The following is a 21,478-nucleotide window of genomic DNA, read 5'->3' as shown; positions in this document are numbered from 1 at the left end:
CTTGCCAATGGGACAAGATGCCTTGCCCATGGGACAAGATGTCTTGCCCAGGGTCCGCGGAGCCGAAGGACTGGAAAGGTTCGAGGGACACGTTCAGATTGTTGAGGATGATGCTTTGGCCAGGACCGTCAAAGATCCGCTCTGTTGTTTTTACTTGCTTTCTTCCGGTTTTTCAGACCGATTTCCGTCACAACACCACGCATTTACGGCGATCTCGCGGGCGCAGCCAAGGTGCGAGAAACCGAAAGCCGCCGCTATATAGTGATATCCCCATACAATGTCGACTCTGATCGTCGTGCCTGCTTCTTTCCGCCGCGTCAGGCAGGTGGCGGACAGCCTTCGGGGAAAGGTCTCGGCACCCCTGCTGCGCATCTGGGCATGACGCTGCGCCATACTTGGCAGGTGGCGATGACCATCGCCTCGACTTTCGTTGCCGCGACGCTGCAGCTTCTCATTCCACATTCGTTGCGGCGCGCCATCGACCAGGCGCAGGGCGTGATGGTTGCGGGCGGCGGGACGGCTGCCGAACAGGCGCCTCGGAACACGGCCCTGACACTGCTTGCAGTCAGTGTCGTGCAGGTCTTTTCACGATGGCGCAGAACGAGGCCGTCGGCCATCAGACCGGCTATGAGCTGCGCCTGGCCTTCTGCGAGATGCGCGGGCTGCTCAGCCTGAGCTGCCCTTCGTCGCCCGGCGATGCTTCGTCACCCAATAGAGGAATGGGACGCGGCGGCCGGAAAAGCGACGTGACCGCCAGGAAATCGATGGTACCGTTGGCTGGGATCGCTGCAATACGTACGCTATTGTTTTTACTTGATTTTTTCAATTTCGACAGCGCATTTGTATCACAATAGGTGTCACAAAATGTAGCACAACGCGCCCCAGCCTGCGCTAGGGCAGGCGGTATATAGAGACGTCCTCGTCGAATGTCGACTCAGAAGCCATTCTACTTTTGCAGGGAAGCCCATCAGGATTATGGGAACTGCAATTCGCGCTGGCTTTTCGCAGGCGCGCAGCGGCTGACAAAAGAACAAGGCAGCCGTAGGAGCGTCAGCACTTGCGCCGGCCTTCTGGCCGGGACGCGGGACCGACTGCGGCGACGAGACCGGTTAAGAGGGCAGCCGTAGGAGCGTCAGCATAGCGCCGCCAACGGCGGGACGCGGGACCGACGGCCCCCGGCGAGGAGCGCCGAATGGATAGCTGTTTCGAGGCGCCTGCCTCGAACAGTCAACATTGGCTCCGCCGAGGCGGCGATGCGGTCGCTATTAGCTTAGGATCGACCTATCGAGGGCTGAACCAGTCTCCCGCTCGGCTCGTCTATCCTGCTGCCAATTCTGAGTTCCTGAGAGTCCGTTTCTAATCGCACAACGACACCGGTCAATATGTGTGGCTTGCGGGGCAAAGGAGCAATGTCCTCTTTGGGGCCGACAACGGACCGGCAGCTTCGAGCCCGCCCATGGCATCACGGACCATTTCGTCGCCGCCAGGCGTGACCGCTAACGCCATTGCAGTCACGGGGATGCTCAACTCTCGCAGCAAAGCCTCGCGCTCACGAAGCGGCTCAAATTCTTGGCAAGCGAACGACCGGTCGCAACTGAATCGGGTCGTAGTCCGGCCTCCATCTTTTCACGTGCTTGCCTAACCTGACCAAGGGAATTGAACATCATATGCTGGCGCGGCTGCGCCGACTTCACATCATTGCGGCGCTGATCTTGCGGAAACGCATGATGGAGAGGGCGAAAAACACACCGCCTACGAGCCCGACGAGAGCAAACTGCGGCCAGACCACGTCAATGCCGGCGCCTCGATAAAGGATAGCCTGCGCGAAGCTTACGAAATGGGTCGAGGGCGACAGCTCCATCACCGTTCGTAAGAACGCCGGCATGCTGTCGAGCGGCGTGTTGCCACCGGACAGGATGTTCATTGGCAGGGCGACAAGGACGAACAGGAGCCCAAGCTGCGGCATCGAGCGAGCCACCGTGCCCAGGAAGATGCCGATGGCGGTTGCGAAGAACAAATAGATCGTGACGCCCGCCATGAAGAGTGGAATGGAGCCGACGATCCAAATTCCGAGCAGCCTCTCTATCACCAGCCACAGTGACAGGCCGACCGCGACGGTGATCACCAGGCCGTTCGCCCACACCTTGGCAGCCGCGATCTCAAAAGGCGTGAGCGGCATGATCAGCAGGTGATCCATCGTGCCGTGCTCCCGTTCGCGGATGATTGCCGCGCCTGCAAGTATGATGGCCAGCATGTTGACGTTGCCGATGATGGCCATGACCGCATTGAAGAGTTGCGTGGTGAGATTCGGATTGAAGGCGACGCGGACAGCAAGATCCACTGGTTCGGCCTTCGGACGCTCGGCACCCCTGGCGGAGCGAGCGATTTCGTGAGCGATGATCTGCTGCAGATAGCCGGCACCAATGCCTGCCTGCATCATGGCGGTGGCGTCGACATTGACCTGGACGACCGGTTGGCGACCCGACAGGATGTCGCGCTCGAAATGCGGTGGAATATCGAGGACGAACGTGCTGCGGGCCGTGTCCATCAGCTCGTCGACCTGACCGGCGACCGCCTCTGTCGGGGAGCTGAAATAGGGCGGCAGCAGAGCCGCGGCAATCGCGCGGGAGAGCGCCGAATGGTCCTCGTCGACGATGGCGACGGCAGAGTTGTGGGCCTCCTGCGCAGGGCTTTCGGCCTGCGCGTAGACCGCCAAGGTGAAAGAGTAGATGACGAAGCCAAAGAGCACGAAATCGCGCGAGAAGCTGCGCAGCTCCTTGGTGCCGAGCCAGAAGATGTTTGCCAGGTGCTCCATGGCATCACAGCTCCTGGCAGCGCAGGAACGCCAGGCTGATCAAGATGAGGATCGGGATGAAGACCGCGAGCGCCAACAGGCTTCCGGCGAGTTCCTGGAAGCCGAGGGCCTTGGTGAAGGTGCCGACCGAGATGCGCAGGAAATACATTGCCGGGAAGGTATGGGCGATAAGCGCCGGAAAACCCGCCAGCGAGGAGACGGGCGCCAGCATGCCGGAGAACTGTACGGCGGGCAGCGACGTCATGATCCCCGCAACGAAAAGCGCGGCAATCTGGGTTCGCGTGAATGCCGAAATCACCAAGCCGTAACCGGTCATCGCCGTCACGTATAGTAACGCGCCGAGAAGCAGCACCCAAAAGCTTCCTTTCAGCGTCACGCCGAACAGGAAAACGGCCATTACGACGAGGGTGAGAAAGCTGATCAGGCAAAGGATGACGTAGGGCAGTTGCTTGCCCAGGAGAAATTCGAGACGCGTCACGGGAGTGACGTAGAGATTGACGATCGAACCCAGCTCCTTCTCCCTAACGACTCCAACAGCCATCAGCATTGCAGGCATGAATGCGAGCAGCATCGCGATCGTTCCCGGCACCATGGCGAAGATGCTCTTGAAATCCTGGTTGTAGACAAATCGAGTCTCAACGACCGGCGGCACTGGCCGACTGCCCTCCTTGGCCGCGAGATCGGCGACGTATTGCTGATGCAGGCCAGTGAGGTAGCCGCGGACCGTTTCGGCACGGAACGGCATGGCACCGTCGACCCAGGCACCAATCTCCGGCGCCGCTCCGCGTCGGATGTCCCGGCCGAAGTCGGGCGGTACTTCTATGGCCAGCGCGAAAGCAGCGCTGCGCAGCGCCCGATCAAGATCGTCGTAGCTGGCCAGTGTTTTCCGTTCCGCAAAATAGGGCGATCCGCGAAACTCCTGCAGGTAGGCTCGACTTTCGGGTGTGTTGTCGCGGTCCAGGGCGGCGAAAGTCACCTGATTGACATCGGTATTGATGCCGAGCCCGAAGACAACCATGAGAAACGCCGTGCCGAGGAGGGCAAAACCGAGCCGCACTGGGTCGCGCCAAAGCTCCAGCGCCTCGCGCCACGAATAAGCGAAAAGTCGTCCCAGGCTGAAGCCGGCCCGCGGTGGCACGCGAGCGGACGCGGAGATGGCGGCGCGCTCAGGCTCGGGTGGGCTGCCGACCGGGCTGGAGCTTTCGCCGCCTACCGACTGGAGATAGGCAACGAAGGCTTCCTCCAGATCGGCTGCACCCTTGGCTTGGGCCAACTCGGTGGGCGTCCCGGCGGCCACCACCCTGCCGCCATGCATGAGTGCGACGCGATCGCAACGCGCCGCTTCGTTCATGAAATGGGTCGAAACGAAGATGGTAACGCCTTGCCGCCGCGAAAGTTCGACGAGAAGCTCCCAGAAGCTGTCGCGGGCAAGCGGATCAACTCCCGAAGTGGGCTCGTCGAGGATAAGGAGTTCCGGCTCGTGCACCACGGCAACGGCGAGCGAGAGCCGCTGACGGATGCCCAGGGGCAGTTGCGATGCGCGCTGGTCCACATAGGGGCCGAAGCCGAACCGCTCGATGAGCGCAGCAATGCGCGATTTCGCCTTGTCGGCGGCGATATGGAAGAGACGGGCATGCAGATCGAGGTTCTGCCTGACGGTCAACTCGGTGTAGAGCGAGAAAGACTGGGACATGTAGCCAACACGCCTACGCAGGCGCATGTTGGTGGCATCGATCGGCTGCCCCAACAGCCAGGCCTTGCCGTCGGAAGCCGGCAGCAGCCCGGTCAGCATCTTCATCGTAGTGGTCTTGCCGCAGCCATTCGAGCCGAGGAAGCCGAAGATCTCGCCGCGTTCGATGGCGAAGCTCACGCCATCGACCGCTACGAATTTGCCGAAGCGCCGAGTGAGGCCATGAGCGATGATGACCGCCTCGTGTTCGCCCGATGGACGCGGCGGAATGGAGAGCGCGCGACGCCCGGCGAGAACCGCCTCGGGCAAGAGCGCAATAAAGCTTTCCTCCAAAGTCCCCTGCCCGGTCAGCTGCTTCAGTTCAGCTGGCGTGGCCGAAGCGAGGATCCGCCCGGCATTCATCGCGATGAGCTCATCGAAGCGCTCCGCCTCCTCCATATAGGCGGTGGCTACGACCACGCTCATGCCGGCTCGCCTCGCTCGCATGCGTTCGATCAGCTCCCAGAATTGCCGGCGCGACAGCGGGTCCACGCCGGTGGTTGGCTCGTCGAGAATGAGCAGGTCAGGGTCGTGAACGAGCGCGCAGCAAAGGCCGAGCTTTTGCCGCATGCCGCCTGAGAGTTTTCGGGCCGGGCGGTCGGGAAAGGGCGCCAGGCCGGTCGCCTCGAGCAGCGCGTCAATGCGCTCCGCGCGCTCGCCCGCCGGCTCGCCGAAAAGGCGTCCGAAGAAATCGATATTCTCTCGAACGTTGAGATCGGGGTAAAGGTTCTTGCCTAGACCCTGCGGTAGAAATGCGATGCGTGGGCACACAGCAGAACGATGGTGCCGGTCGGCCATATCACGGCCGAAAACCTCCACGCGGCCTGTCTGAATGCGTTTGGCCCCGGCGGTCAGGCTGAGCAGTGTCGACTTGCCAACGCCGTCCGGGCCGATCAAACCGATGAGCGCACCTGTCGGGACCCTGAGCGTCACGTCGTCGAGCGCGAGAGTGCGAGCGTAGGAGTGAGAGAGCCCCTCGATGGCGATGACGCTAGCGGGATGACTCATCCGTCCGCCCCGATATGAGAGAGGTCGGCCACTCTGCACTGCCGTCGAGGTGTACATAGGCGAGCCCGGGGAGCCCCGAACTCATCTCCGCGGCATGAATTCGCAGATAGTCGGGGTCAACGCGGACGCGGACCCGGAACATCAGCTTGTCACGTTCCGCCTTGGTCTCCACCGCCTTCGGCGTGAACTGCGCCTCCCCGGAAACAAAGACGACCTTGGCCGGAATTGGCGATGCGGGCGCAGCGTCAAGCACGATGCGCGCAGCGCTGCCTACAGTCGTGCGACCGGCTTCCGCCGTGGGCAGGAAAATGTCCATATAGACATAGCCGGTGTCGATCATGGTCAAGACCTTGCCACCGGCGCCGATCACCTCGCCGATATTGGCGAGGCGATATTGAACGCGGCCGTCGCGAGGGGCCACGAGCGAATTATCGGCGATGTTGATCCGATAGAGGTCGACATCGTGGCTGGCGGCAGCCAGCGTCTGTTCGGCCTGCCCGACTCGCGCATTGGCTGCAGCAAGCGCGGCATTGGCAGCGCTCATCTGCTGCTGGCGCTGGTCGAGAATCTCGGCTGTCGCATACCCCTTATCGACAAGAACGATCGCCCGGGCGAGTTGCTGCTCGGCGAGCTTAGCCTGCGCTTGCTGCTGCTCGACGCCGGCATGCGCCTCGTCAAGCATCCGATTGGCCCCAAGCACCTGTGCCTCGGCTTTGCGGAGTGACATCTCAAGGTCTTGCGTGTCCATCCGCGCGACCACCTGGCCGGCGCGAACGACATCTCCCTCATCAACGAGAAGTGCGGCGATGCGACCGCTGAACTTGGCCGCGATGTCGATCTCGTCTGCCTCGACCCTGCCGTTGCCGAAGACGATCCCGGCGGGCAGTCCGGGCAGGGCACGCAACCACCAATATCCGCCTGTCGTCGCGCCTGCGAGCACAACCAGCGCCAGCGCGAGCCAAAGCCGACGGCGCCGTTTCACGGTGGCAGGGGCGACCTCCTGGAGGCCGAGCTCAGGCTGGCTCGGCACAAGCATTCGGCTCGCCGAACCATGATTCGAGGGCAGCAACTCGGTGCCCCTATCGATGACCTTTGAATTGGACATTCGTCGATTCCTAATCACGAGAGAAGACGACGGGCGCCAGTGCCTTGTTGTTACCCTCGTTCGGATGCGGCGGGCGAGCGTTGATCTGCGTCAAAAGGCATGATCCGCATCAGCCCGGCGCCCCAGCGAGTGCGAAATGTCCCTGACCTCGGCCACCGCCCTGCCGTCCCGGCCGATGACCTACGGCCAATCACGCCTACTGTCCTTCGCGTTTGCATCGGAGGATCAGTGCGGTCGAGAGCTTCGTTCCTTGATACGCATCGAGTTCGGTTCAGTCGGAGCGAGACAGGCCGAGAGCATCAAGACCGGCTTCGAGGTGATCGGCCTGGAGCAGGTTGCCACAGAGGTATCCAGCCGTATGTTCGTTGTGGGCGAAGGCGGCCCCCGGTGGCGAATTTCCCCCCAATCGGCCGCCATCCCGACGGCGCGATACGAAATGTCCCCTTACACGCTGCCGCTCTTCAACGAGCCATGATGATTGGCAGTCCCGAGTCCTCGATCATCGACCTTGTCACGCCGCCGAAAATCCTCTCGCGCAGCCGGGAATGGCCGTAAGCGCCCATGATCATAAGCTCGGCGCCAATGTCGACCGCGTGCTGACGAAGAATATCGGCGATTGAATGGTTCGAACTCGGCAAGCGATCCACGGTTACCTTCACGCCATGGCGGGAGAGATAGGTCGCCACGTCCGCCCCGGGTTCAGCGCCGTGGTGCCGTTCATCCTCGACGGGGTCGATCATGACGACGTGCACTTCATCGGCGCCGGACAGGATGTCGAGCGACTCTCGCACAGCACGCGACGCCTCCAGGCTGGCGTCCCACGCGACAAGGACGCGTTTCGGTTTCAACGTAGCGCGCGCTCCCTCGGGGACCAGCAGGATCGGCCTCCCTGATGAAAACAGTCCGCCCGCAACCACCTTTTCCTTGAGCAAATGGCTTGCGAGCATTTCCGGCCCGACAATCGTAAGGTCGGCGTAACGGGCGCGCCGACCGATGACTTCATCCGCCCAGGACTGCTCCGGGTAGTCGCTGCTGAGGTCGGCCGATACGCCGCTTTCCGAAAGCATTTTGGAGACCGTCGAGTTGCGCCTCTCCAGCATCTCCATTTCGGCTTCGCGCTCCGCGAGCCAGGCCGGCGAGACGACCGCTGCATATTCCCCGCCCGAAGGAGGCGCAGCGATGACCAGAACAAGCACGGAGAGATGGGCATCGATTTCTTCGCAGAGACCGGCGGCAAGACGCAGATCATCGTCTCCCTGATCAGGCCCTGTGACCGTGAGCAATGTCTTGAATGTCATGGCGGCGACTCCTTGTCCGAGAGACATAGCCGTAGCGGATCGAGCGGAATCGTCCTTGCGTTGAATCAAATCATCCTTTCGCAGGATTGATCCCGGTCAACGTGCGCGCACGCCGCACGCTTTAGCCTGACTTTGATGGCTGGAGGCGGATCGATGAGATTCTGGACGACGATAGGTCTCTTGGCGCTGCCCCTGAACGCGGCGGCGGCGCAGCAGATGAGCAATGGGCAACAGGAATTTCTGAATTCCTGCGCGGTCTGCCACGGTGTGGACGGCAAGGGCGACGGACCTATGGCGGACCTGTTGAGGAAGCGCCCCGCGGATCTGACAACGCTCAAGAAGCGCAATGGCGGGGAGTTCCCCTATTGGCGGGTCTACGCAACGATCGACGGCCGTGGCCTGATACCGGAACACGGCGAGCGCGAGATGCCCGTCTGGGGCGACCAGTTCCTGCCTGACGATGTGAGGCGGTACGGCCCGTACGGTGGGGAAGCCGTGACCACGGAACGCATCCAGAATCTCGTCGGTTACGTTCAGACGCTTCAACGTTAGCAAAACTCGGGCTTCAGTCGGCAAGACCGACCGATGCTGCAACCAAGGACGCAAGCAATGATCACCGAGAACCAGGACACCGTGGTCGACATGCTGAAGGACCCCGCTACCTATGGCGACGCAGGTCCGGTCGAGACGATCGAAACCCACATCTCCCGGATATTCCTTGTCGGCCAACGCGCATTCAAGATGAAGCGCGCGGTGAAGCTGCCCTATGTCGATTTCTCGACGCCGGCATTGCGGGTCACCGCGTGCGAAAAGGAAGTGGAGTTGAACTCCAGCACGGCTCCCGGTCTCTATCTCGGTGTCCACCGCATCACGCGCCAAGGAGATAGGCTTGCCCTGGATGGATCGGGCGAACTGGTCGACGCCGTTATCGAGATGGTTCGCTTCGATCAGTCGAACCTCCTCGATCGTATGGCCACTGCCGGGACGTTGACCCCCGCGTTGATGACGGGCGTGGCACGCATGATTGCGCAATACCACCGCGGCGTCGACGTGGTCCATGCCGCCGGCGGATCGGCGAACATAGGCGGCGTGCTTGAAATCAATTCGGCCGGATTTGCGACAAGCCACGTGTTCGATGAAACGGAGATTGAAGCGCTCAACGCGGCGTTTGGCGCCGCCCTGGCCCGTCATGCCGGCCTGCTTGACCGGCGTGAGGCGGCGGGCCGGGTCCGCCGCTGCCATGGCGACCTGCATCTGCGCAACATCTGCGTCTTCGACGGCGAGCCTCGCCTGTTCGATTGCATCGAGTTCAACGATCAGATCGCCACCGTCGATGTCCTCTACGATCTCGCATTCCTGCTGATGGACCTGTGGCATCGCGGTTTTCCGGAGTTCGCCAATCTGGTGATGAATCGCTACCTCGACGAGGCCGACGACGAGGACGGCTTCGTCCTGCTGCCGTTCTTGATGGCGGTGCGGGCGGCGGTGCGCGCTCACGTGACCGCGACGCAGGTCGAGGAGGGCAGCCAGGACTCGGCAAGGCTGGTCGCCGAAGCGCGATCCTATTTCGAACTAGCGCAGGCTTTGCTCGTCGAAACGCCGCCTCGGCTCGTCGCGATCGGCGGTCTGAGCGGCTCGGGCAAGACGACGGTCGCCGAAGCGCTTGCACCGCGGATCGGCGCGCCGCCTGGCGCCCGGATCGTGGAGAGCGACCGCATCCGCAAGGCCATGCATGGCGTGCCCGCCGAAACGAAGCTGCCGGACAAGGCCTATCGGCCCGGCGTGTCGGAACGGGTCTATCGCCAGATCGCCTGGCGTTCGGAGTTGATCCTGGCCGAAGGAGGCACCGTGGTCGCCGACGCCGTATTCGACAAACCGGCGGATCGCGACAGGATCGAGCGCGCCGCGAGCGAGGCGAATGCTCCGTTTGCGGGATTTTGGCTGGCGGCCGATCCGTCCGTGCTTTGGCGCCGGGTCAGCGAGCGCAAGGGCGGCCCGTCGGATGCCACGGTCGACATCCTGTCGCGGCAATTGCAGCGTGATGCCGGTGCATCGACGTGGCGCAAGATCGAGGCGGACCGCAAGGTAGCCGAAATCACTGCCGAGATGGTGGCGTTGATCGAAGGCACGGCTTCAACGGCAGACAGCCTCAGAAAGACAGGATGAAATAGACACTGCCGCCTAGCCGACCTCCAGCGTCGCTAGGGACAGGCCCGGCTCGTCGGCGTGATGTGCAACCGAGAAGCCGAACTCCCGGCACATTTTGAGCATCTTGCTATTTTCATTGAGGACTGTGCCCTCGATGCGGGCGATGCCTTCCGCCCTGGCATAGGCGATGAGCTGTTTCAGCAAGTCCCATCCGAGGCCATGGCCCTGCAGATCCGACCGCACGAGCAAGGCATATTCGCCGGTCCTGTGATCGGGGTCGCAGGAAAGCCGACCGATTCCGGCCAGCGCTCCGGTGTCCTTTTCCAGCGCGACGAAGGCGATATCGCGGTCATAATCCAGCTGGGTGAGCCGCTTCAGCATCTGATCCGGAAAGTTTTTCCGGAGTGACAGGAACCGTAACCGCAGGTCATCGGGCGAAATCTTGGCCAGGAACGCGGGATAGAGCGCTACGTCCGCCGGCATGATCGGTCGGATGTGGAAGGAAAGGCCGTCGGAGTGAAAATCGCGGCTCCATCCCGACGGATAGGGTCTTATCACAAGAGCCGGATTCGGCGCCGCTTCATCCAGCCGGCGCGGGTCGATTTCGATGCGGGCGTCGAGCGCAATCACACCCCCTGCGTCTGCCAGCAGCGGGTTGATGTCGAGGGACACCAGGCACGGAAAGTCGACGATCATTTGCGACAGGCCGTTCAGCGCGGCGATAATCGCGGCTCGATCGGCTGGCCTGCGATCGCGATAGCCGGCAAGCAGGCGGCCTATCCTGGTCGCGTCGATCGCGTCCGCCGCCAGCACGTCGTCAAGCGGCGGCAGAGCGATCGCGGTGTCGTTCACAACCTCGACAGCTGTGCCGCCGGCCCCGAACAGGATGACCGGCCCGAACATCGGGTCCACGCTCATGCCCAAAATGAGTTCCTGCGCATGCTTGCGCGCGACCATTGCTTGCACGGTGTAGCCGTCCGGCTTCGACCCCGCCGCCTTTGCGCGCAAGCGTGTCTCGATCGACCGCGCGGCCTCCGCGGCCTTCTCTGGAGTGGCAATGTCGAGAACCACGCCACCAACGTCCGACTTGTGTGAGACCACCTTCGACAGCAATTTGACGACCACTCTCTCCGAGCTTTCGAGGAGCTCGCCAGCTGCCTGCGTCACTTCCGCGACGGACCCGGCGACAATGGTTCGCGGCACCGGAATCCCGTAGGCGGCGATCGCCGCTTTTGCTTCCGGCTCCGTCAGCATGCGCCGCCCTTCGCTTGCCACCTGCCGGAAAATCGCATGCGCGGCGGCCTTGCCGTCGACCCGGTCATCACCCTGGCTCGAGGGCGTCCGCAGGAGCGCCCGCTGAGCCTGCGACCATTCGCTGAGATAGGACGCCGCGACCGCGGCGTCCTCTGGCGTCTCGAAGCAGGCGATACCGGCTTCCGTCAGGACGCGCCTGCCCTCTCGCGCGGTATGCTCGCCAAGCCAGCACGCAAGGAGCGGCTTTCCTCCGATCTCGCCCTCGTCGCCAAGCTCGGCCACCTTCCTGGCCGCGTTTGCCGAAGAACCGAGCCCAGTGGGACAGTTCATCACCAGGATGACGTCCGTCCCCGGATCCGCCGCCAAGGCTTCGAGCGCCATCCCGTAGCGCTCCGGCGCCGCGTCCCCCACGATGTCGATCGGGTTCGCATGCGACCAGGTTGGCGGCAGCACATGGTCGAGCCGTGTGAGCGTCGAAGGCGCAAGTTCAGCCAGCTCGCCGCCACGATCGACGAGCTTGTCGACGGCAAGAACGCCGGCGCCGCCGCCGTTGGTGACGATGCCGACGCGTGCCCGCTCGAGCGGAGCGTGGCGCGCGATCGTCTCGGCCGCGTCGAGCAGCTCGGCGAGATCATTGACGCGCAGCACCCCTGCCCTGCGTAAGGCGGCGTCCACAATCCTTTCCGCGCCCGAAAGCGCGCCTGTGTGTGTCGCCGCCGCCCTGGCAGCCTGTTCGTGCCTGCCAGGCTTGATTGCGATGACCGGTTTGAGGCGCGCCGCCGCCCGGGCGGCCGACATGAACTTGCGCGGATTGGGTATCGTTTCGAGATACATGACGATGGCTCGCGTGTGGAAATCGCCCGCCAGCATGTCGAGGCAGTCGCCGACGTCGACGTCCACCACGTCGCCAAGCGAGATGATCCGGGAAAAGCCGACATTGTTCTCGGCTGCCCAGTCAATCAGCGACGTCGCGATCGCGCCGGACTGCGAGATCAACGCGATGTTCCCCGGTCGAGCCGCCATGTGGGCAAAACTTGCGTTGAGCTTCGCCGGGGGAACCATCAACCCAACTGTGTTCGGCCCGATGATGCGCATGAGCGATGGCTTGGCGGCATCGAGCATCGCCTGGCGCAGACCGTTCCCGTGATTGAGCCCCGCGGTGACGACGACGGCCACTCGTGTTCCCTTCTCACCCAGCTCGCGCACGATGCCGGGGACGGCGTTAGGAGGGGTAACGATCACCGCCAGATCGGGAATGCCCGGCAGGTCGGCAACCCTGCCGTAGCAACGGCGGCCGGCCACCTGCGAGTGTTTTGGATTGACCGGCCAAATCTCTCCCTCGAAACCGCCGACGACGATGTTGTCGAAGACGACACGACCGACCGAACCAGCGCGTTCGGTCGCGCCGACGACAGCGACGGACTTCGGTGAGACTGCGTATTCAAGATTTCGGATCGTCATCCCAGGAAAACTCCTTGCCGCCACATTCACCGAAGGCGGCGAGCATTCATTGCGCTGGATCAAAGCGTCACCGGCACCCTGAGGCTAGCTAAAGCGACGCTGCGACCAACCTGCTCTACGGGCGATGGCATCCGTCGAAGGAGAATCCGATGGATTACTATTTCAGCAAAAGCCTCGACATGCCGTTCGCCGCGGCGATCGAACATGTCACCAAAAAGCTTGCCGGCAAGGGCTTCGGCATCCTAATGCGGATCGATGTCCAGCATACGATGAAGGTCAGGCTGGGCGTCGACTTCAAGCCCTACATGATCCTCGGCGCCTGTAATCCGCATTTCGCATGGCGGGCGCTGCAGGCCGAGGACAAGATCGGCGCAATGCTGCCTTGCAACGTGATTGTCACCGAGATCTCGCCAGGCAAAGTCGAGATTGCCGCAGTCGATCCGGCAGCGGCGATGGGTGCCATCGAAAATCCGGCACTTGCCGCAACAGCAAAGGATGTCCGGTTGTTGCTGCAGGAATTGATCAGCGAACTTTGACGGCTGACGGCATGGACGAATCCGCACTACGGCACGCACTGCTGCTCATCGCCATAACGGGTCTGGCACTTGGGTTGGGCGTGTGGCGAAGCGGTGCTGGCCCCCTCTCGCCCGACACAATCTGGACAGCGGCAACCCTGCCGGTCGTTGTCGTGCTCGCCATCTCCATCTTGCGCGATTTCTGGATCGGCCGGATCGGCGTCGACGCGATCGCGCTGGTTTCGATGTCGGCGGCGCTGCTCTTGGGGCAAGCTCTGGCGGCGGTGGTTGTCGCCATCATGTATGCCGGCGGCACGGTGCTGGAAGACTTTGCGCGCGGCAGGGCCGAACGCAATCTCAGGGCGCTGACCGATAGGGCGCCGCGCATCGCGCATCGTAAATCCGCACAGGGCACCGAGACGGTTCCTATCGAGCAAGTGGCGGTCGGCGACGAGCTTCTGGTGCGTGCCGGCGAGTTGCTGCCGGTCGACGGAATCCTGCTCGACGCTTCGGCCGTGTTGGATGAATCGACCGTCACCGGCGAGCCCCTGCCGGAGCGTCGCGGCACCGGCGACGCATTGCGCAGCGGCACGGTCAATGCCGGTGAGGCCTTTGTCATGCGGGCCTCGGCTATTGCCGACAACAGCACTTACGCCGCGATCGTGCGCATGGTCGCGGCCGCGCAAACGGCCAAGGCGCCGTTCATACGTATGGCTGATCGCTTCGCGCTGCTTTTGCTTCCGGTCACGCTGCTGCTCGCCGGCATCGCCTGGCGACTTTCGGGTGACCCGATCCGCGGGCTCGCGGTTCTGGTGGTCGCCACGCCCTGTCCGTTGATCCTCGCGGCGCCGGTTGCGTTCATCGGGGGCGTATCGCGCGCTGCCCGCGCCGGCATTCTTATGAAAGGCAGTGCGGCGCTCGAGGCGCTCGCCCAGATACGCACCGCAATCTTCGACAAGACCGGAACTTTGACGCTCGGCGGTGCCGAGTTGATCGAGATCGACGTCGCTCCAGGCCAGCAAACCGACGAAGTGCTGCGGCGGCTGGCCTCGCTCGAACAGGCCTCCCACCATGTCCTTGCGGATTCGATCGTTCGCATCGCCCACCATAGAAAGCTGACACTTTCCCAACCTTGCGATGTCCGTGAGCATCGCGGAGAAGGCCTCAAGGGTCTGGTGGATGGGATCTCCGTCGCCGCCGGGTCGAGGCCACTTGTTCTTGGGGGCGAACCGCTGCCGAGATGGGCGGAAACTGGAGAAAAACGGCACCGAAGCGCGCAAGTGCTGAGGGTGTTCGTGACTTTGGACGGCCGACTTGCCGGTATCTTCACATTCGGAGACGCCATACGCGAGGATGCTGTCGAAACGGTTGGCGCTTTGCGTTCGGCAGGCGTGACCCGGATAATCATGCTCACCGGCGACGATGGCGCGGCCGCTGAAAAGATCTCCGCCTCGCTCAAACTCGACGCCGTGTTTGCCGATGCCACGCCGGCGGACAAGGTCGGAACGGTCGAGGCTGAGAAAGCGACGGCGCCGACGATGATGGTCGGCGACGGCATCAACGATGCTCCTGCGCTGGCCGCAGCGACCGTTGGCGTCGCGCTGGGAGCTCGCGGCGGGACCGCCTCATCGGAAGCCGCCGATGTTGTCGTGCTGACCGATAGCCTGCAGCCGGTCGCGGAAGCATTGCGGATCGCCAGGCGCACGCGCGGCATCGCCCTGCAGAGCATCATCGTTGGGCTAGCGCTCTCGGGAGCGGCCATGATCGCGGCCGCCATGGGGCACTTGACGCCAGTGGCAGGCGCATTGCTTCAGGAGGGAATAGATGTCGCCGTCATCCTCAATGCGCTGCGTGCGCTTGGCGAGGGGCGCTTGGAGCACAGTCGAAAATAGGAGCGCCGAAAGGTCATGTCGCAGGAGAATCTGGTGGTTTGCACCAAATGCGGGGTGGTCAACCGAATGCCGCGCAGCCGGAATGGCACCGACGCGAAATGTGGAAAGTGCGGTGCGCTGCTATTTTCGGGATTACCGCAGGACATCGATGGGGCAAACTTCGATCGCCAGGTCGGGCGTGGCAGCCTGCCCGTCCTGGTGGACGTCTGGGCTCCTTGGTGCGGTCCCTGCAAGATGATGGCGCCGGCCTATGAAGCCGCCGCCAAGGCCCTTGAGCCGCACGTTCGGCTGGTAAAGCTGAATTCCGACAAAGAGCAGGCTATCGCGGCGAGGCTGAGTATTCGCGGCATCCCGACGATGATCTTGTTTTATCGTCAGAAGGAAATAGCGCGAATCTCGGGCGCGATGAGCGCCGGCCAAATCGTTGGCTGGATTCGCGAGCATATTGCGACAGGCACGAGCTGACCTTTCACGAAGCCAGGCCATTTGACCTTGATCAAGGCCCCGCTCGGACGCTGCGATAGGAATGGCCTCGAAGGAGTTTGCCATGACCACATTGCACGACCTCACGCCGAAATTCAGAAATATCCGCCTGCTTCTCGCTCGCGAAAAAGGCCATCCGGAAGGCGACCGGGAGGAAGGCTACGATGTGCTGGCACCGCTCACGGACGAAGGACGGCTGGACGCCAAGGAATGGAAATCACACCAGGCGCTCTGCCGCGTCCGCCATTTCCGAGCCGGCGAAGACGATCTCATCGGCCGCTTGCGCCGCAAACCCGGCGGGCAGTGGTATTTCGACTATACCGAGGGCGACCGTGACGACGAGGCCGGGTTTCACCTCGACGACGAATGCTTCGTGACCGGCGAGTATGTCTCGATAAGGCGCAACGGGGCCATGCACACTTACCAGGTCGCCCGCGTGGAACGGCCCTAGCAGGTCCCGGCTGGTAGGAGCCAAGCAGTGCCTCGCCGTATCCTCATTGTCATCGGCCACCCCGATCCGTCCCCGGAGCGGCTGTGCCGGGCCTTGGCCTCCGCATATGCCGAAGGCGCTGAACGCGCTGGCCATGTCGTGCGCAGGATTGATCTGGCCTTGCTGGATATTCCGCTCCTTCGGACGATGCAGGAGTTCGAGCACGGAGCGATCCCCGACAGTCTCAAGGAAGCCGCCGAGGCGGTCGTCTGGGCAGAGCATTTCGTCTTTGTCTTCCCGCTTTGGCTGGGCACAGTGCCGGCCATGCTGAAGGCTTTCCTCGAACAGGTGATGCGACCGGGAACGGCGTTCGCCTACCCTGCCAAAGGCGAAGGGTTCGCCAAATCCCTGCTACGGGGCCGCTCAGCCAGGCTGATCGTGACGATGGGAATGCCCGCGACCGTCTACCGGATCTGGTTCCTCAGCCACGGGATTGCCGGCATGCGCCGCGGCATTCTCAACTTTGTCGGCATCAGACCGGTGAGCGAAACCTTGTTCGGCATGGTCGCGAGTGCCAGCGACACGACACGCGCAAAGTGGATCAGGCAAATGCGTGAGCTCGGTCAGCGATGCCTCTGAGACGCTGACGTGGAACTCGGATGGCAATTTATATTGCCGGCGCGGCAAACAACACCGGACCCATCAACCTCGGTATGGGTGCCTAGATTTCGGCAAACTGTCGAACCTGCAAGCTCAAGCTGCGACAGTCTCGGATTCCGGTCGGCCAGCCTATGGATTGACTGTAAATTCGGCCCACATGCCGGCGCCGTAGTGGCCTGGCACGTTACAGATGAGCAGGTATTTGCCTGCTTTCAGATCGACGGTCAACGAACCAGATTTGCCGGGATCGAGCTCCGAAACCTCGCCCTTGTCGCCCGACTTGTCTTCGTCGACACGTTTCTCGGCGTCAATGTAAGGAAGGGGCTTCTTCGGTTCGGCAAGGAACATCACGATCATTTCGTGAATAGTATCCTTGGAATCGTTCTTCACTTTGAAGGTGACCTTTCCGGCTTTCACCGCATCCGGTGAAACCTTTATGCCCATGGTGGCTTTTGTCATGTCCAGTCCTGGCGTCGCATAGGCGAGGCCCATTGGCATCTCCGTACTTGCCCCCTTATCCCAAAGGGAGACCTGGACACGCGAAGCAGCCCAGACCGAACCGGTACTGGCGGCGATGAGCATGGCGGCGCCAAATCCCAGCCTGGAAATGGTCTTCATAGTGATCCTCCATCAGTTTGAAAGCGCAACCGTTTACATTTCCGATGCATATTGCTCGCGCGGCCACCGCTATCCTTGCGCCAAATCAAACTGACACACGGACAACTCATCGGCGGTGTCACGGCACCAGAACAGCGGCGCCGCTGAGTCTGCCCATACGCAAATCGTCGAGCGCCTGGTTGGCCTGCGCCAGCGGATAGACCTTTGTGTGCGTACGCACCTGCGCGCGCTTCGCTATCGGAAAGAACTCCTCCGCGTCGCGGCGAGTAAGATTGGCAACCGACACCAACTCTCTTTCTTCCCAGAGAAGTCGGTAGGGCATCGACGGGATGTCGCTCATGTGGATACCGCCGCAAACCACGCGTCCGCCCTTGCGTACCGCCCGCAACGCCGCCGGCACCAGGTCGCCGACCGGGGCGAAGATGATCGCCGCGTCAAGCTCGGCGGCGGGCAGTTCTTCGGACGATCCTGCCCAGACGACGCCCAGCGAGCGCGCGAATTCCTGTGCCTGAGCGTCGCCAGGTCGCGTGAAGGCGAAGATCTGACGTCCCTGCCAGACCGCCACTTGCGTGACGATATGCGCGGCGGCGCCGAAGCCGTAGATACCCAGCCGCTTGCCAGCGCCCGCCTTCTTGAGGCAGCGCCAGCCGATCAGCCCTGCGCATAGGAGTGGCGCCAGCGACACCGGGTCCGCCGTGGCATCGAGCTCGAAGGCGAGATGCTCGTCGGCAACCACATGACTGGCGAAGCCGCCGTCACGTGTGTAGCCGGTGAAAAAAGGCAGATCGCAAAGATTCTCGGCGCCGGCGACACAGTAAGGGCAGTGCCCGCAAGTATGTCCCAGCCAAGGGACGCCTACTCTCTGGCCAAGCCGGGACTGTGACACGCCCTCGCCAACGAGGTCGACGATGCCGACGATCTCGTGGCCGGGGACAAGCGGCAACTTCGGCCGCGGCAGATCGCCGTCGACGACATGCAGGTCGGTCCGGCAGACGGCGCAGGCTTCGACCCTGAGCCTTATCTCGCCCGCTTTCGGCGTCGGGTCGGGGCGATCGATGGCCTTCAAGGGAGTGCCGGGCCTCTCCAGCACCATTGCCTTCATGACGCACCTCGGTCCGGAAATGATTGGGACGGATCGTTCCGTGTTCGCAAAAATCGGGAGTGCACAGCCCGATGTGGAACAGTCCTATCGCGGATGCCTGCCCTTCAGCGCGTGCGACCGCGCGTGGCGGCCGAAGACGTAGCTCGCTGCAACGCGCATGCGCTTCTGAGCGGACAGCATTTCGAAATAAAAGCCCAAGGCGGCGAGGTAGGCCAGGCCGAGTATCCCAGCCCAAATTTCGACGGTGTCGGAGGTCATGACCAAATTCCCTTGGTTGGATGGTTGGTTCTGCCTCAATAATTGCCGTGCCAAGGCATGCCGGCCTTGATCGCGGTCAATCACCGTAAGCGCAATTAGTACGGCAAGACCTGGATCGACCGGATGCTCTCGAGCTCGGCTCTAGGTATTTTCCCGTAGGGACATAACCGAATTTCGGCGTGCCAGGATTTGCGCGATTGCTGTTGTCACAAATTCACTGGGACCACAGCCATGTACGCTCAAGCCTCCGCCAAGATCGAACTGCCGTCCTATTTGCCGCAGCATAAATCCTCGTCCGTCTTCGAGGGAGCGATCGTACAGCCGGTCAGCTTCTTCCCGGCAGGCGTCGAGATTTATGCCCAGGGCGAAAAGGCGGGCGCTCTCTACCAGGTCGAGTTCGGCGCGGTCCGCGTCTACCGCCTGCTTGCCGACGGCCGCAGGCAGATCAGCGCGTTCCATCTGGTGGGAGAGACATTCGGCTTCGAGGCCGACACTACCCATCACTTCTTCGCCGAAGCGATCAACGCAACTGGCGTCCGGGTCTATCGCACTCCCTCGGGCATGGACATGTCCCGCCAGCTCCTGCCTCTCGCCCTCAAAGGCCTGACCCGGGCGCAGGAACATCTCCTGGTGCTTGGCCGCCAGAACGCCATCGAGCGCGTCGCGGCATTCCTCGTCGAAATGTCGGAGCGCCAAGGCGGGTTGAGGCAGGTGGAGTTGCCGATGTCGCGCAACGACATCGGCGACTATCTCGGCCTCACGATCGAAACCGTCTCGCGAGTCTTCACCCGCCTGAAGGAGAAGGGCGTGATCCGTCTGCTCAGCCTGCGCAGCATCGAGATCCTCAAGCGAGACACGCTGCTGGCGATGGGGGAATGAGCCATTCTAGCCAATTCAATCCTGAAAGGGACGACAATGAAGAGCACGCTCATCACGCACACCGGATTTCGGTTCGAAGTGCGGCGCGCCCGGTCTGATGACGAGCCACTCGTCGCCGAGTTCTTCAAACATGTGACGCCAGAGGATCTGCGCTTCCGTTTTCTCGGCGCCGTGCGGGAAGTGTCGCATGAGCGGCTGGTTGCGATGACCCGTTCCGACGATCCGCACATCCATAACTTCCTCGCCTTTTCGACCGACGGAATGCTGATAGCGGTGGCGACGCTCGCAGCCGATCCGGCCGACCGTCGCGGCGAAGTCGCCATTTGCATCCGCGAGGATCGCAAGCATCTCGGCGTCGGCTGGGAGTTTCTCGGCTATATAGCGCGTTACGCCGACGACCATGACATCGAGACCATCGAGTCGATCGAGAACCGCGAGAACCGCGCGGCGATCGAACTCGAGCGCGAGATGGGCTTCACTGTCGCGACGGATCCCGACGACCCGACGCTTGTCCTGGTCCAGCGGAAGCTCGGCGCCAAGTTGCCGGGCTAAGGTCCGGGTCGCATTCGTTTTGATGATATTGCCCGGGAGCGCCGCCCGCTTCCGGGCGAAAATCATTTAGTCTTTGCCTTCGAAGGCGAGCAACTCAGTGGCCACCGCACGTTCCTCGTCGGCGGGAATGACAAGCACGTCGACCAGGGAATCCGGGGCGCTGATCAGTTCTTCGCCATGCGCGTTCAACTCCTTGTCGAGCGCGACGCCCAGCCATGCCGCGGCTTCGCAGATGCTCTGCCGGATCGCTGGCGCATGCTCGCCGATGCCCGCGGTGAACACCAGCGTGTCGAGCCCGCCAAGCGCAGCCGCCAGCGATCCGATCTCGCGCCCGACACGATAAATGAAGAGATCGACAGCGCGCTTGGCCGCCGGATCCTCCGACGCCAGCAGGGTCTGCATGTTTCCCGAGATGCCGGATACGCCGAGCAGACCGGACTTCTCGTAGAGCAAGTCGGTCAGTTCATCGGGTGACAGCTCCAGGTCTTGCAGAAGATGCAGCAGGACACCGGGGTCGATCGCGCCACAGCGCGTGCTCATGACGAGGCCGTCGAGCGTCGAGAAGCCCATGGTGGTGGCGTGGCTTACGCCTGCCTTCATCGCGCACAGGCTTGCGCCGCTGCCAAGATGGGCAACGATCGTCCGGCCGCCGGCAGGGACGCCATAACGGTTGTGCAGCTCGCTGGCGATATGGCGGTAGGAGAGCCCGTGGAACCCATAGGATACGATGCCCTGCTCCGACATCTCGTGTGGCAGGCCATACAGTCTTGCGATCTCGGGCTGCGTGGCGTGAAAGGCGGTGTCGAAGCAGCCTACCTGCATGGCCTTGGGCAGAAGGCGGCCGGCCAGGTCGACAAGTTCCAGGTTGATCGCCTGATGAATCGGAGCGAGCGGCTCGAGCTTCCGCAGGGCATCGAGCGTACCCTGATCAAGCAGCGTCGCAAGGGCAAATTCCCGACCGCCATGGACGATGCGATGCCCGATCCTGCTCACTCGGTGCAACAGGTCGCGGTCGGTCAGATAGGACGCAACGGCTTCGAGTGCCTTGCCGATGGAGATCGCTTGTTCGCCAAGGCTCCTGTCGAACGGCGGCGTCGTTGCCGTGGGCGCGACGTGGAGTCGGGGCCGCTCGCCGATTGACGAGACGCTGCCACGCACCAGCAGATGAAGTTCGTCGCGCCCTTGGAAAGCAGCGAACTTCAGGCTCGATGAGCCGCCGTTGAGGACAAGAATGACATCTGTCATGGCCGAGTGGTTCCAGCCACTTTTGC

20 protein-coding genes and 1 pseudogene are annotated in these 21,478 nt (G+C 62.6%); 12 read left to right on the top strand and 9 right to left on the bottom strand.

The features are described 5' to 3' along the window. Positions 1-378 precede the first annotated feature (378 nt). Positions 379-653: pseudogene (locus P9230_RS11600) on the top strand (ABC transporter ATP-binding protein); the annotation flags it as partial. A 1,037-nt stretch (positions 654-1,690) separates the two neighbouring features. Here the strand turns inward: P9230_RS11600 and P9230_RS11595 are convergent. From P9230_RS11595 to P9230_RS11585, 3 genes are read right to left on the bottom strand one after another with little or no spacing between them, the layout of a single operon-like run. After that, entirely contained in the window at positions 1,691-2,815 is a 1,125-nt protein-coding gene (locus P9230_RS11595) for an ABC transporter permease (RefSeq protein WP_278119055.1), read from the bottom strand. Positions 2,816-2,819: 4 nt separating this feature from the next. Continuing rightward, complete coding sequence (gene rbbA, locus P9230_RS11590) at positions 2,820-5,552, bottom strand: ribosome-associated ATPase/putative transporter RbbA (protein ID WP_278119052.1); 2,733 nt, start codon at positions 5,550-5,552, stop codon at positions 2,820-2,822. Next, positions 5,536-6,657, bottom strand: coding sequence for an HlyD family efflux transporter periplasmic adaptor subunit (locus tag P9230_RS11585; RefSeq protein WP_278119050.1), 1,122 nt, complete (start codon positions 6,655-6,657; stop codon positions 5,536-5,538). Before P9230_RS11585 ends, rbbA begins: the two co-directional genes overlap by 17 nt. A 136-nt stretch (positions 6,658-6,793) precedes the next feature. On the opposite strand from P9230_RS11585, the gene P9230_RS11580 reads away from it, so the two are divergent. Beyond that, positions 6,794-7,132 carry a hypothetical protein gene (locus P9230_RS11580; protein WP_278119048.1) on the top strand — a complete coding sequence of 113 codons (339 nt, stop codon included), beginning with the start codon at positions 6,794-6,796 and terminating at the stop codon, positions 7,130-7,132. Here the strand turns inward: P9230_RS11580 and P9230_RS11575 are convergent. Continuing rightward, complete coding sequence (locus tag P9230_RS11575; RefSeq protein ID WP_347403995.1) at positions 7,119-7,763, bottom strand: universal stress protein; 645 nt, start codon at positions 7,761-7,763, stop codon at positions 7,119-7,121. The genes P9230_RS11580 and P9230_RS11575 overlap by 14 nt on opposite strands. Before the next feature lie 96 nt (positions 7,764-7,859). Between P9230_RS11575 and P9230_RS11570 the strand changes: the two genes are divergently transcribed. The 3 genes from P9230_RS11570 (at position 7,860) to P9230_RS11560 (ending at position 10,121) form a co-directional block, all read left to right on the top strand. Beyond that, positions 7,860-8,045 (top strand): hypothetical protein, encoded by a 186-nt coding sequence (locus P9230_RS11570; RefSeq protein WP_278119490.1) that lies wholly within the window; start codon positions 7,860-7,862, stop codon positions 8,043-8,045. A 63-nt stretch (positions 8,046-8,108) separates the two neighbouring features. Further along, positions 8,109-8,507: a cytochrome c gene (locus P9230_RS11565; RefSeq protein ID WP_278119046.1), complete on the top strand. Its 399-nt coding sequence runs from the start codon at positions 8,109-8,111 to the stop codon at positions 8,505-8,507. A 57-nt stretch (positions 8,508-8,564) separates the two neighbouring features. Beyond that, a complete protein-coding gene (locus P9230_RS11560; RefSeq protein ID WP_278119044.1) occupies positions 8,565-10,121 on the top strand; it encodes a bifunctional aminoglycoside phosphotransferase/ATP-binding protein in 1,557 nt (518 codons plus the stop codon). Positions 10,122-10,136: 15 nt separating this feature from the next. Here P9230_RS11560 and P9230_RS11555 read toward each other — a convergent pair whose 3' ends face one another. After that, positions 10,137-12,818 carry a bifunctional acetate--CoA ligase family protein/GNAT family N-acetyltransferase gene (locus tag P9230_RS11555; protein ID WP_278119042.1) on the bottom strand — a complete coding sequence of 894 codons (2,682 nt, stop codon included), beginning with the start codon at positions 12,816-12,818 and terminating at the stop codon, positions 10,137-10,139. 149 nt (positions 12,819-12,967) lie between these two features. On the opposite strand from P9230_RS11555, the gene P9230_RS11550 reads away from it, so the two are divergent. The 5 genes from P9230_RS11550 (at position 12,968) to P9230_RS11530 (ending at position 16,777) form a co-directional block, all read left to right on the top strand. Further along, a complete protein-coding gene (locus P9230_RS11550; RefSeq protein WP_278119040.1) occupies positions 12,968-13,354 on the top strand; it encodes a DUF302 domain-containing protein in 387 nt (128 codons plus the stop codon). A gap of 11 nt (positions 13,355-13,365) precedes the next feature. Further along, positions 13,366-15,225: a heavy metal translocating P-type ATPase gene (locus tag P9230_RS11545; RefSeq protein ID WP_278119038.1), complete on the top strand. Its 1,860-nt coding sequence runs from the start codon at positions 13,366-13,368 to the stop codon at positions 15,223-15,225. Between the two features lie 15 nt (positions 15,226-15,240). Further along, positions 15,241-15,690 (top strand): thioredoxin TrxC, encoded by a 450-nt coding sequence (gene trxC / locus P9230_RS11540; RefSeq protein ID WP_278119036.1) that lies wholly within the window; start codon positions 15,241-15,243, stop codon positions 15,688-15,690. An 82-nt stretch (positions 15,691-15,772) separates the two neighbouring features. Further along, a complete protein-coding gene (locus P9230_RS11535; protein ID WP_278119034.1) occupies positions 15,773-16,159 on the top strand; it encodes a hypothetical protein in 387 nt (128 codons plus the stop codon). A 27-nt stretch (positions 16,160-16,186) separates the two neighbouring features. Continuing rightward, positions 16,187-16,777 (top strand): NAD(P)H-dependent oxidoreductase, encoded by a 591-nt coding sequence (locus P9230_RS11530; protein ID WP_278119032.1) that lies wholly within the window; start codon positions 16,187-16,189, stop codon positions 16,775-16,777. A 150-nt stretch (positions 16,778-16,927) separates the two neighbouring features. Here P9230_RS11530 and P9230_RS11525 read toward each other — a convergent pair whose 3' ends face one another. The 3 genes from P9230_RS11525 to P9230_RS11515 form a co-directional block, all read right to left on the bottom strand. Further along, on the bottom strand, positions 16,928-17,416 hold the full coding sequence (locus P9230_RS11525; protein ID WP_278119030.1) for a plastocyanin/azurin family copper-binding protein: 489 nt from the start codon (positions 17,414-17,416) through the stop codon (positions 16,928-16,930). Positions 17,417-17,534: 118 nt separating this feature from the next. Further along, positions 17,535-18,518 (bottom strand): zinc-dependent alcohol dehydrogenase family protein, encoded by a 984-nt coding sequence (locus tag P9230_RS11520; RefSeq protein ID WP_278119027.1) that lies wholly within the window; start codon positions 18,516-18,518, stop codon positions 17,535-17,537. 84 nt (positions 18,519-18,602) lie between these two features. Then, positions 18,603-18,776, bottom strand: coding sequence for a hypothetical protein (locus P9230_RS11515; RefSeq protein WP_278119025.1), 174 nt, complete (start codon positions 18,774-18,776; stop codon positions 18,603-18,605). A 231-nt stretch (positions 18,777-19,007) separates the two neighbouring features. Between P9230_RS11515 and P9230_RS11510 the strand changes: the two genes are divergently transcribed. Together P9230_RS11510 and P9230_RS11505 are read left to right on the top strand one after the other, a co-directional pair. Beyond that, on the top strand, positions 19,008-19,655 hold the full coding sequence (locus P9230_RS11510) for a helix-turn-helix domain-containing protein (protein ID WP_278119022.1): 648 nt from the start codon (positions 19,008-19,010) through the stop codon (positions 19,653-19,655). Positions 19,656-19,691: 36 nt separating this feature from the next. Beyond that, on the top strand, positions 19,692-20,207 hold the full coding sequence (locus P9230_RS11505) for a GNAT family N-acetyltransferase (RefSeq protein ID WP_128203360.1): 516 nt from the start codon (positions 19,692-19,694) through the stop codon (positions 20,205-20,207). Positions 20,208-20,273: 66 nt separating this feature from the next. Here the strand turns inward: P9230_RS11505 and P9230_RS11500 are convergent, their stop codons facing one another. Beyond that, the gene (locus P9230_RS11500) at positions 20,274-21,452 is read right to left on the bottom strand and encodes an acetate/propionate family kinase (protein ID WP_128203361.1); all 1,179 of its coding nucleotides are present in this window, start codon (positions 21,450-21,452) and stop codon (positions 20,274-20,276) included. Positions 21,453-21,478 lie beyond the last annotated feature (26 nt).

The organism is Mesorhizobium sp. WSM4887 (genome assembly GCF_029625865.1).
Lineage (GTDB): Bacteria > Pseudomonadota > Alphaproteobacteria > Rhizobiales > Rhizobiaceae > Mesorhizobium.
Note: the sequence above shows the minus strand (reverse complement) of the source record. Positions and strands in the feature narration are given on the sequence as shown.

What these genes read in the sequence shown, in the direction of transcription:
- P9230_RS11595 (WP_278119055.1), bottom strand. Translation starts at nt 2,815, where the DNA reads ATGGAGCACCTGGCAAACATCTTCTGGCTCGGCACCAAGGAGCTGCGC.
- rbbA (WP_278119052.1), bottom strand. Translation starts at nt 5,552, where the DNA reads ATGAGTCATCCCGCTAGCGTCATCGCCATCGAGGGGCTCTCTCACTCC.
- P9230_RS11585 (WP_278119050.1), bottom strand. Translation starts at nt 6,657, where the DNA reads ATGTCCAATTCAAAGGTCATCGATAGGGGCACCGAGTTGCTGCCCTCG.
- P9230_RS11580 (WP_278119048.1), top strand. Translation starts at nt 6,794, where the DNA reads ATGTCCCTGACCTCGGCCACCGCCCTGCCGTCCCGGCCGATGACCTAC.
- P9230_RS11575 (WP_347403995.1), bottom strand. Translation starts at nt 7,763, where the DNA reads ATGGAGATGCTGGAGAGGCGCAACTCGACGGTCTCCAAAATGCTTTCG.
- P9230_RS11570 (WP_278119490.1), top strand. Translation starts at nt 7,860, where the DNA reads ATGGGCATCGATTTCTTCGCAGAGACCGGCGGCAAGACGCAGATCATC.
- P9230_RS11565 (WP_278119046.1), top strand. Translation starts at nt 8,109, where the DNA reads ATGAGATTCTGGACGACGATAGGTCTCTTGGCGCTGCCCCTGAACGCG.
- P9230_RS11560 (WP_278119044.1), top strand. Translation starts at nt 8,565, where the DNA reads ATGATCACCGAGAACCAGGACACCGTGGTCGACATGCTGAAGGACCCC.
- P9230_RS11555 (WP_278119042.1), bottom strand. Translation starts at nt 12,818, where the DNA reads ATGACGATCCGAAATCTTGAATACGCAGTCTCACCGAAGTCCGTCGCT.
- P9230_RS11550 (WP_278119040.1), top strand. Translation starts at nt 12,968, where the DNA reads ATGGATTACTATTTCAGCAAAAGCCTCGACATGCCGTTCGCCGCGGCG.
- P9230_RS11545 (WP_278119038.1), top strand. Translation starts at nt 13,366, where the DNA reads ATGGACGAATCCGCACTACGGCACGCACTGCTGCTCATCGCCATAACG.
- trxC (WP_278119036.1), top strand. Translation starts at nt 15,241, where the DNA reads ATGTCGCAGGAGAATCTGGTGGTTTGCACCAAATGCGGGGTGGTCAAC.
- P9230_RS11535 (WP_278119034.1), top strand. Translation starts at nt 15,773, where the DNA reads ATGACCACATTGCACGACCTCACGCCGAAATTCAGAAATATCCGCCTG.
- P9230_RS11525 (WP_278119030.1), bottom strand. Translation starts at nt 17,416, where the DNA reads ATGAAGACCATTTCCAGGCTGGGATTTGGCGCCGCCATGCTCATCGCC.
- P9230_RS11520 (WP_278119027.1), bottom strand. Translation starts at nt 18,518, where the DNA reads ATGAAGGCAATGGTGCTGGAGAGGCCCGGCACTCCCTTGAAGGCCATC.
- P9230_RS11515 (WP_278119025.1), bottom strand. Translation starts at nt 18,776, where the DNA reads ATGACCTCCGACACCGTCGAAATTTGGGCTGGGATACTCGGCCTGGCC.
- P9230_RS11510 (WP_278119022.1), top strand. Translation starts at nt 19,008, where the DNA reads ATGTACGCTCAAGCCTCCGCCAAGATCGAACTGCCGTCCTATTTGCCG.
- P9230_RS11505 (WP_128203360.1), top strand. Translation starts at nt 19,692, where the DNA reads ATGAAGAGCACGCTCATCACGCACACCGGATTTCGGTTCGAAGTGCGG.
- P9230_RS11500 (WP_128203361.1), bottom strand. Translation starts at nt 21,452, where the DNA reads ATGACAGATGTCATTCTTGTCCTCAACGGCGGCTCATCGAGCCTGAAG.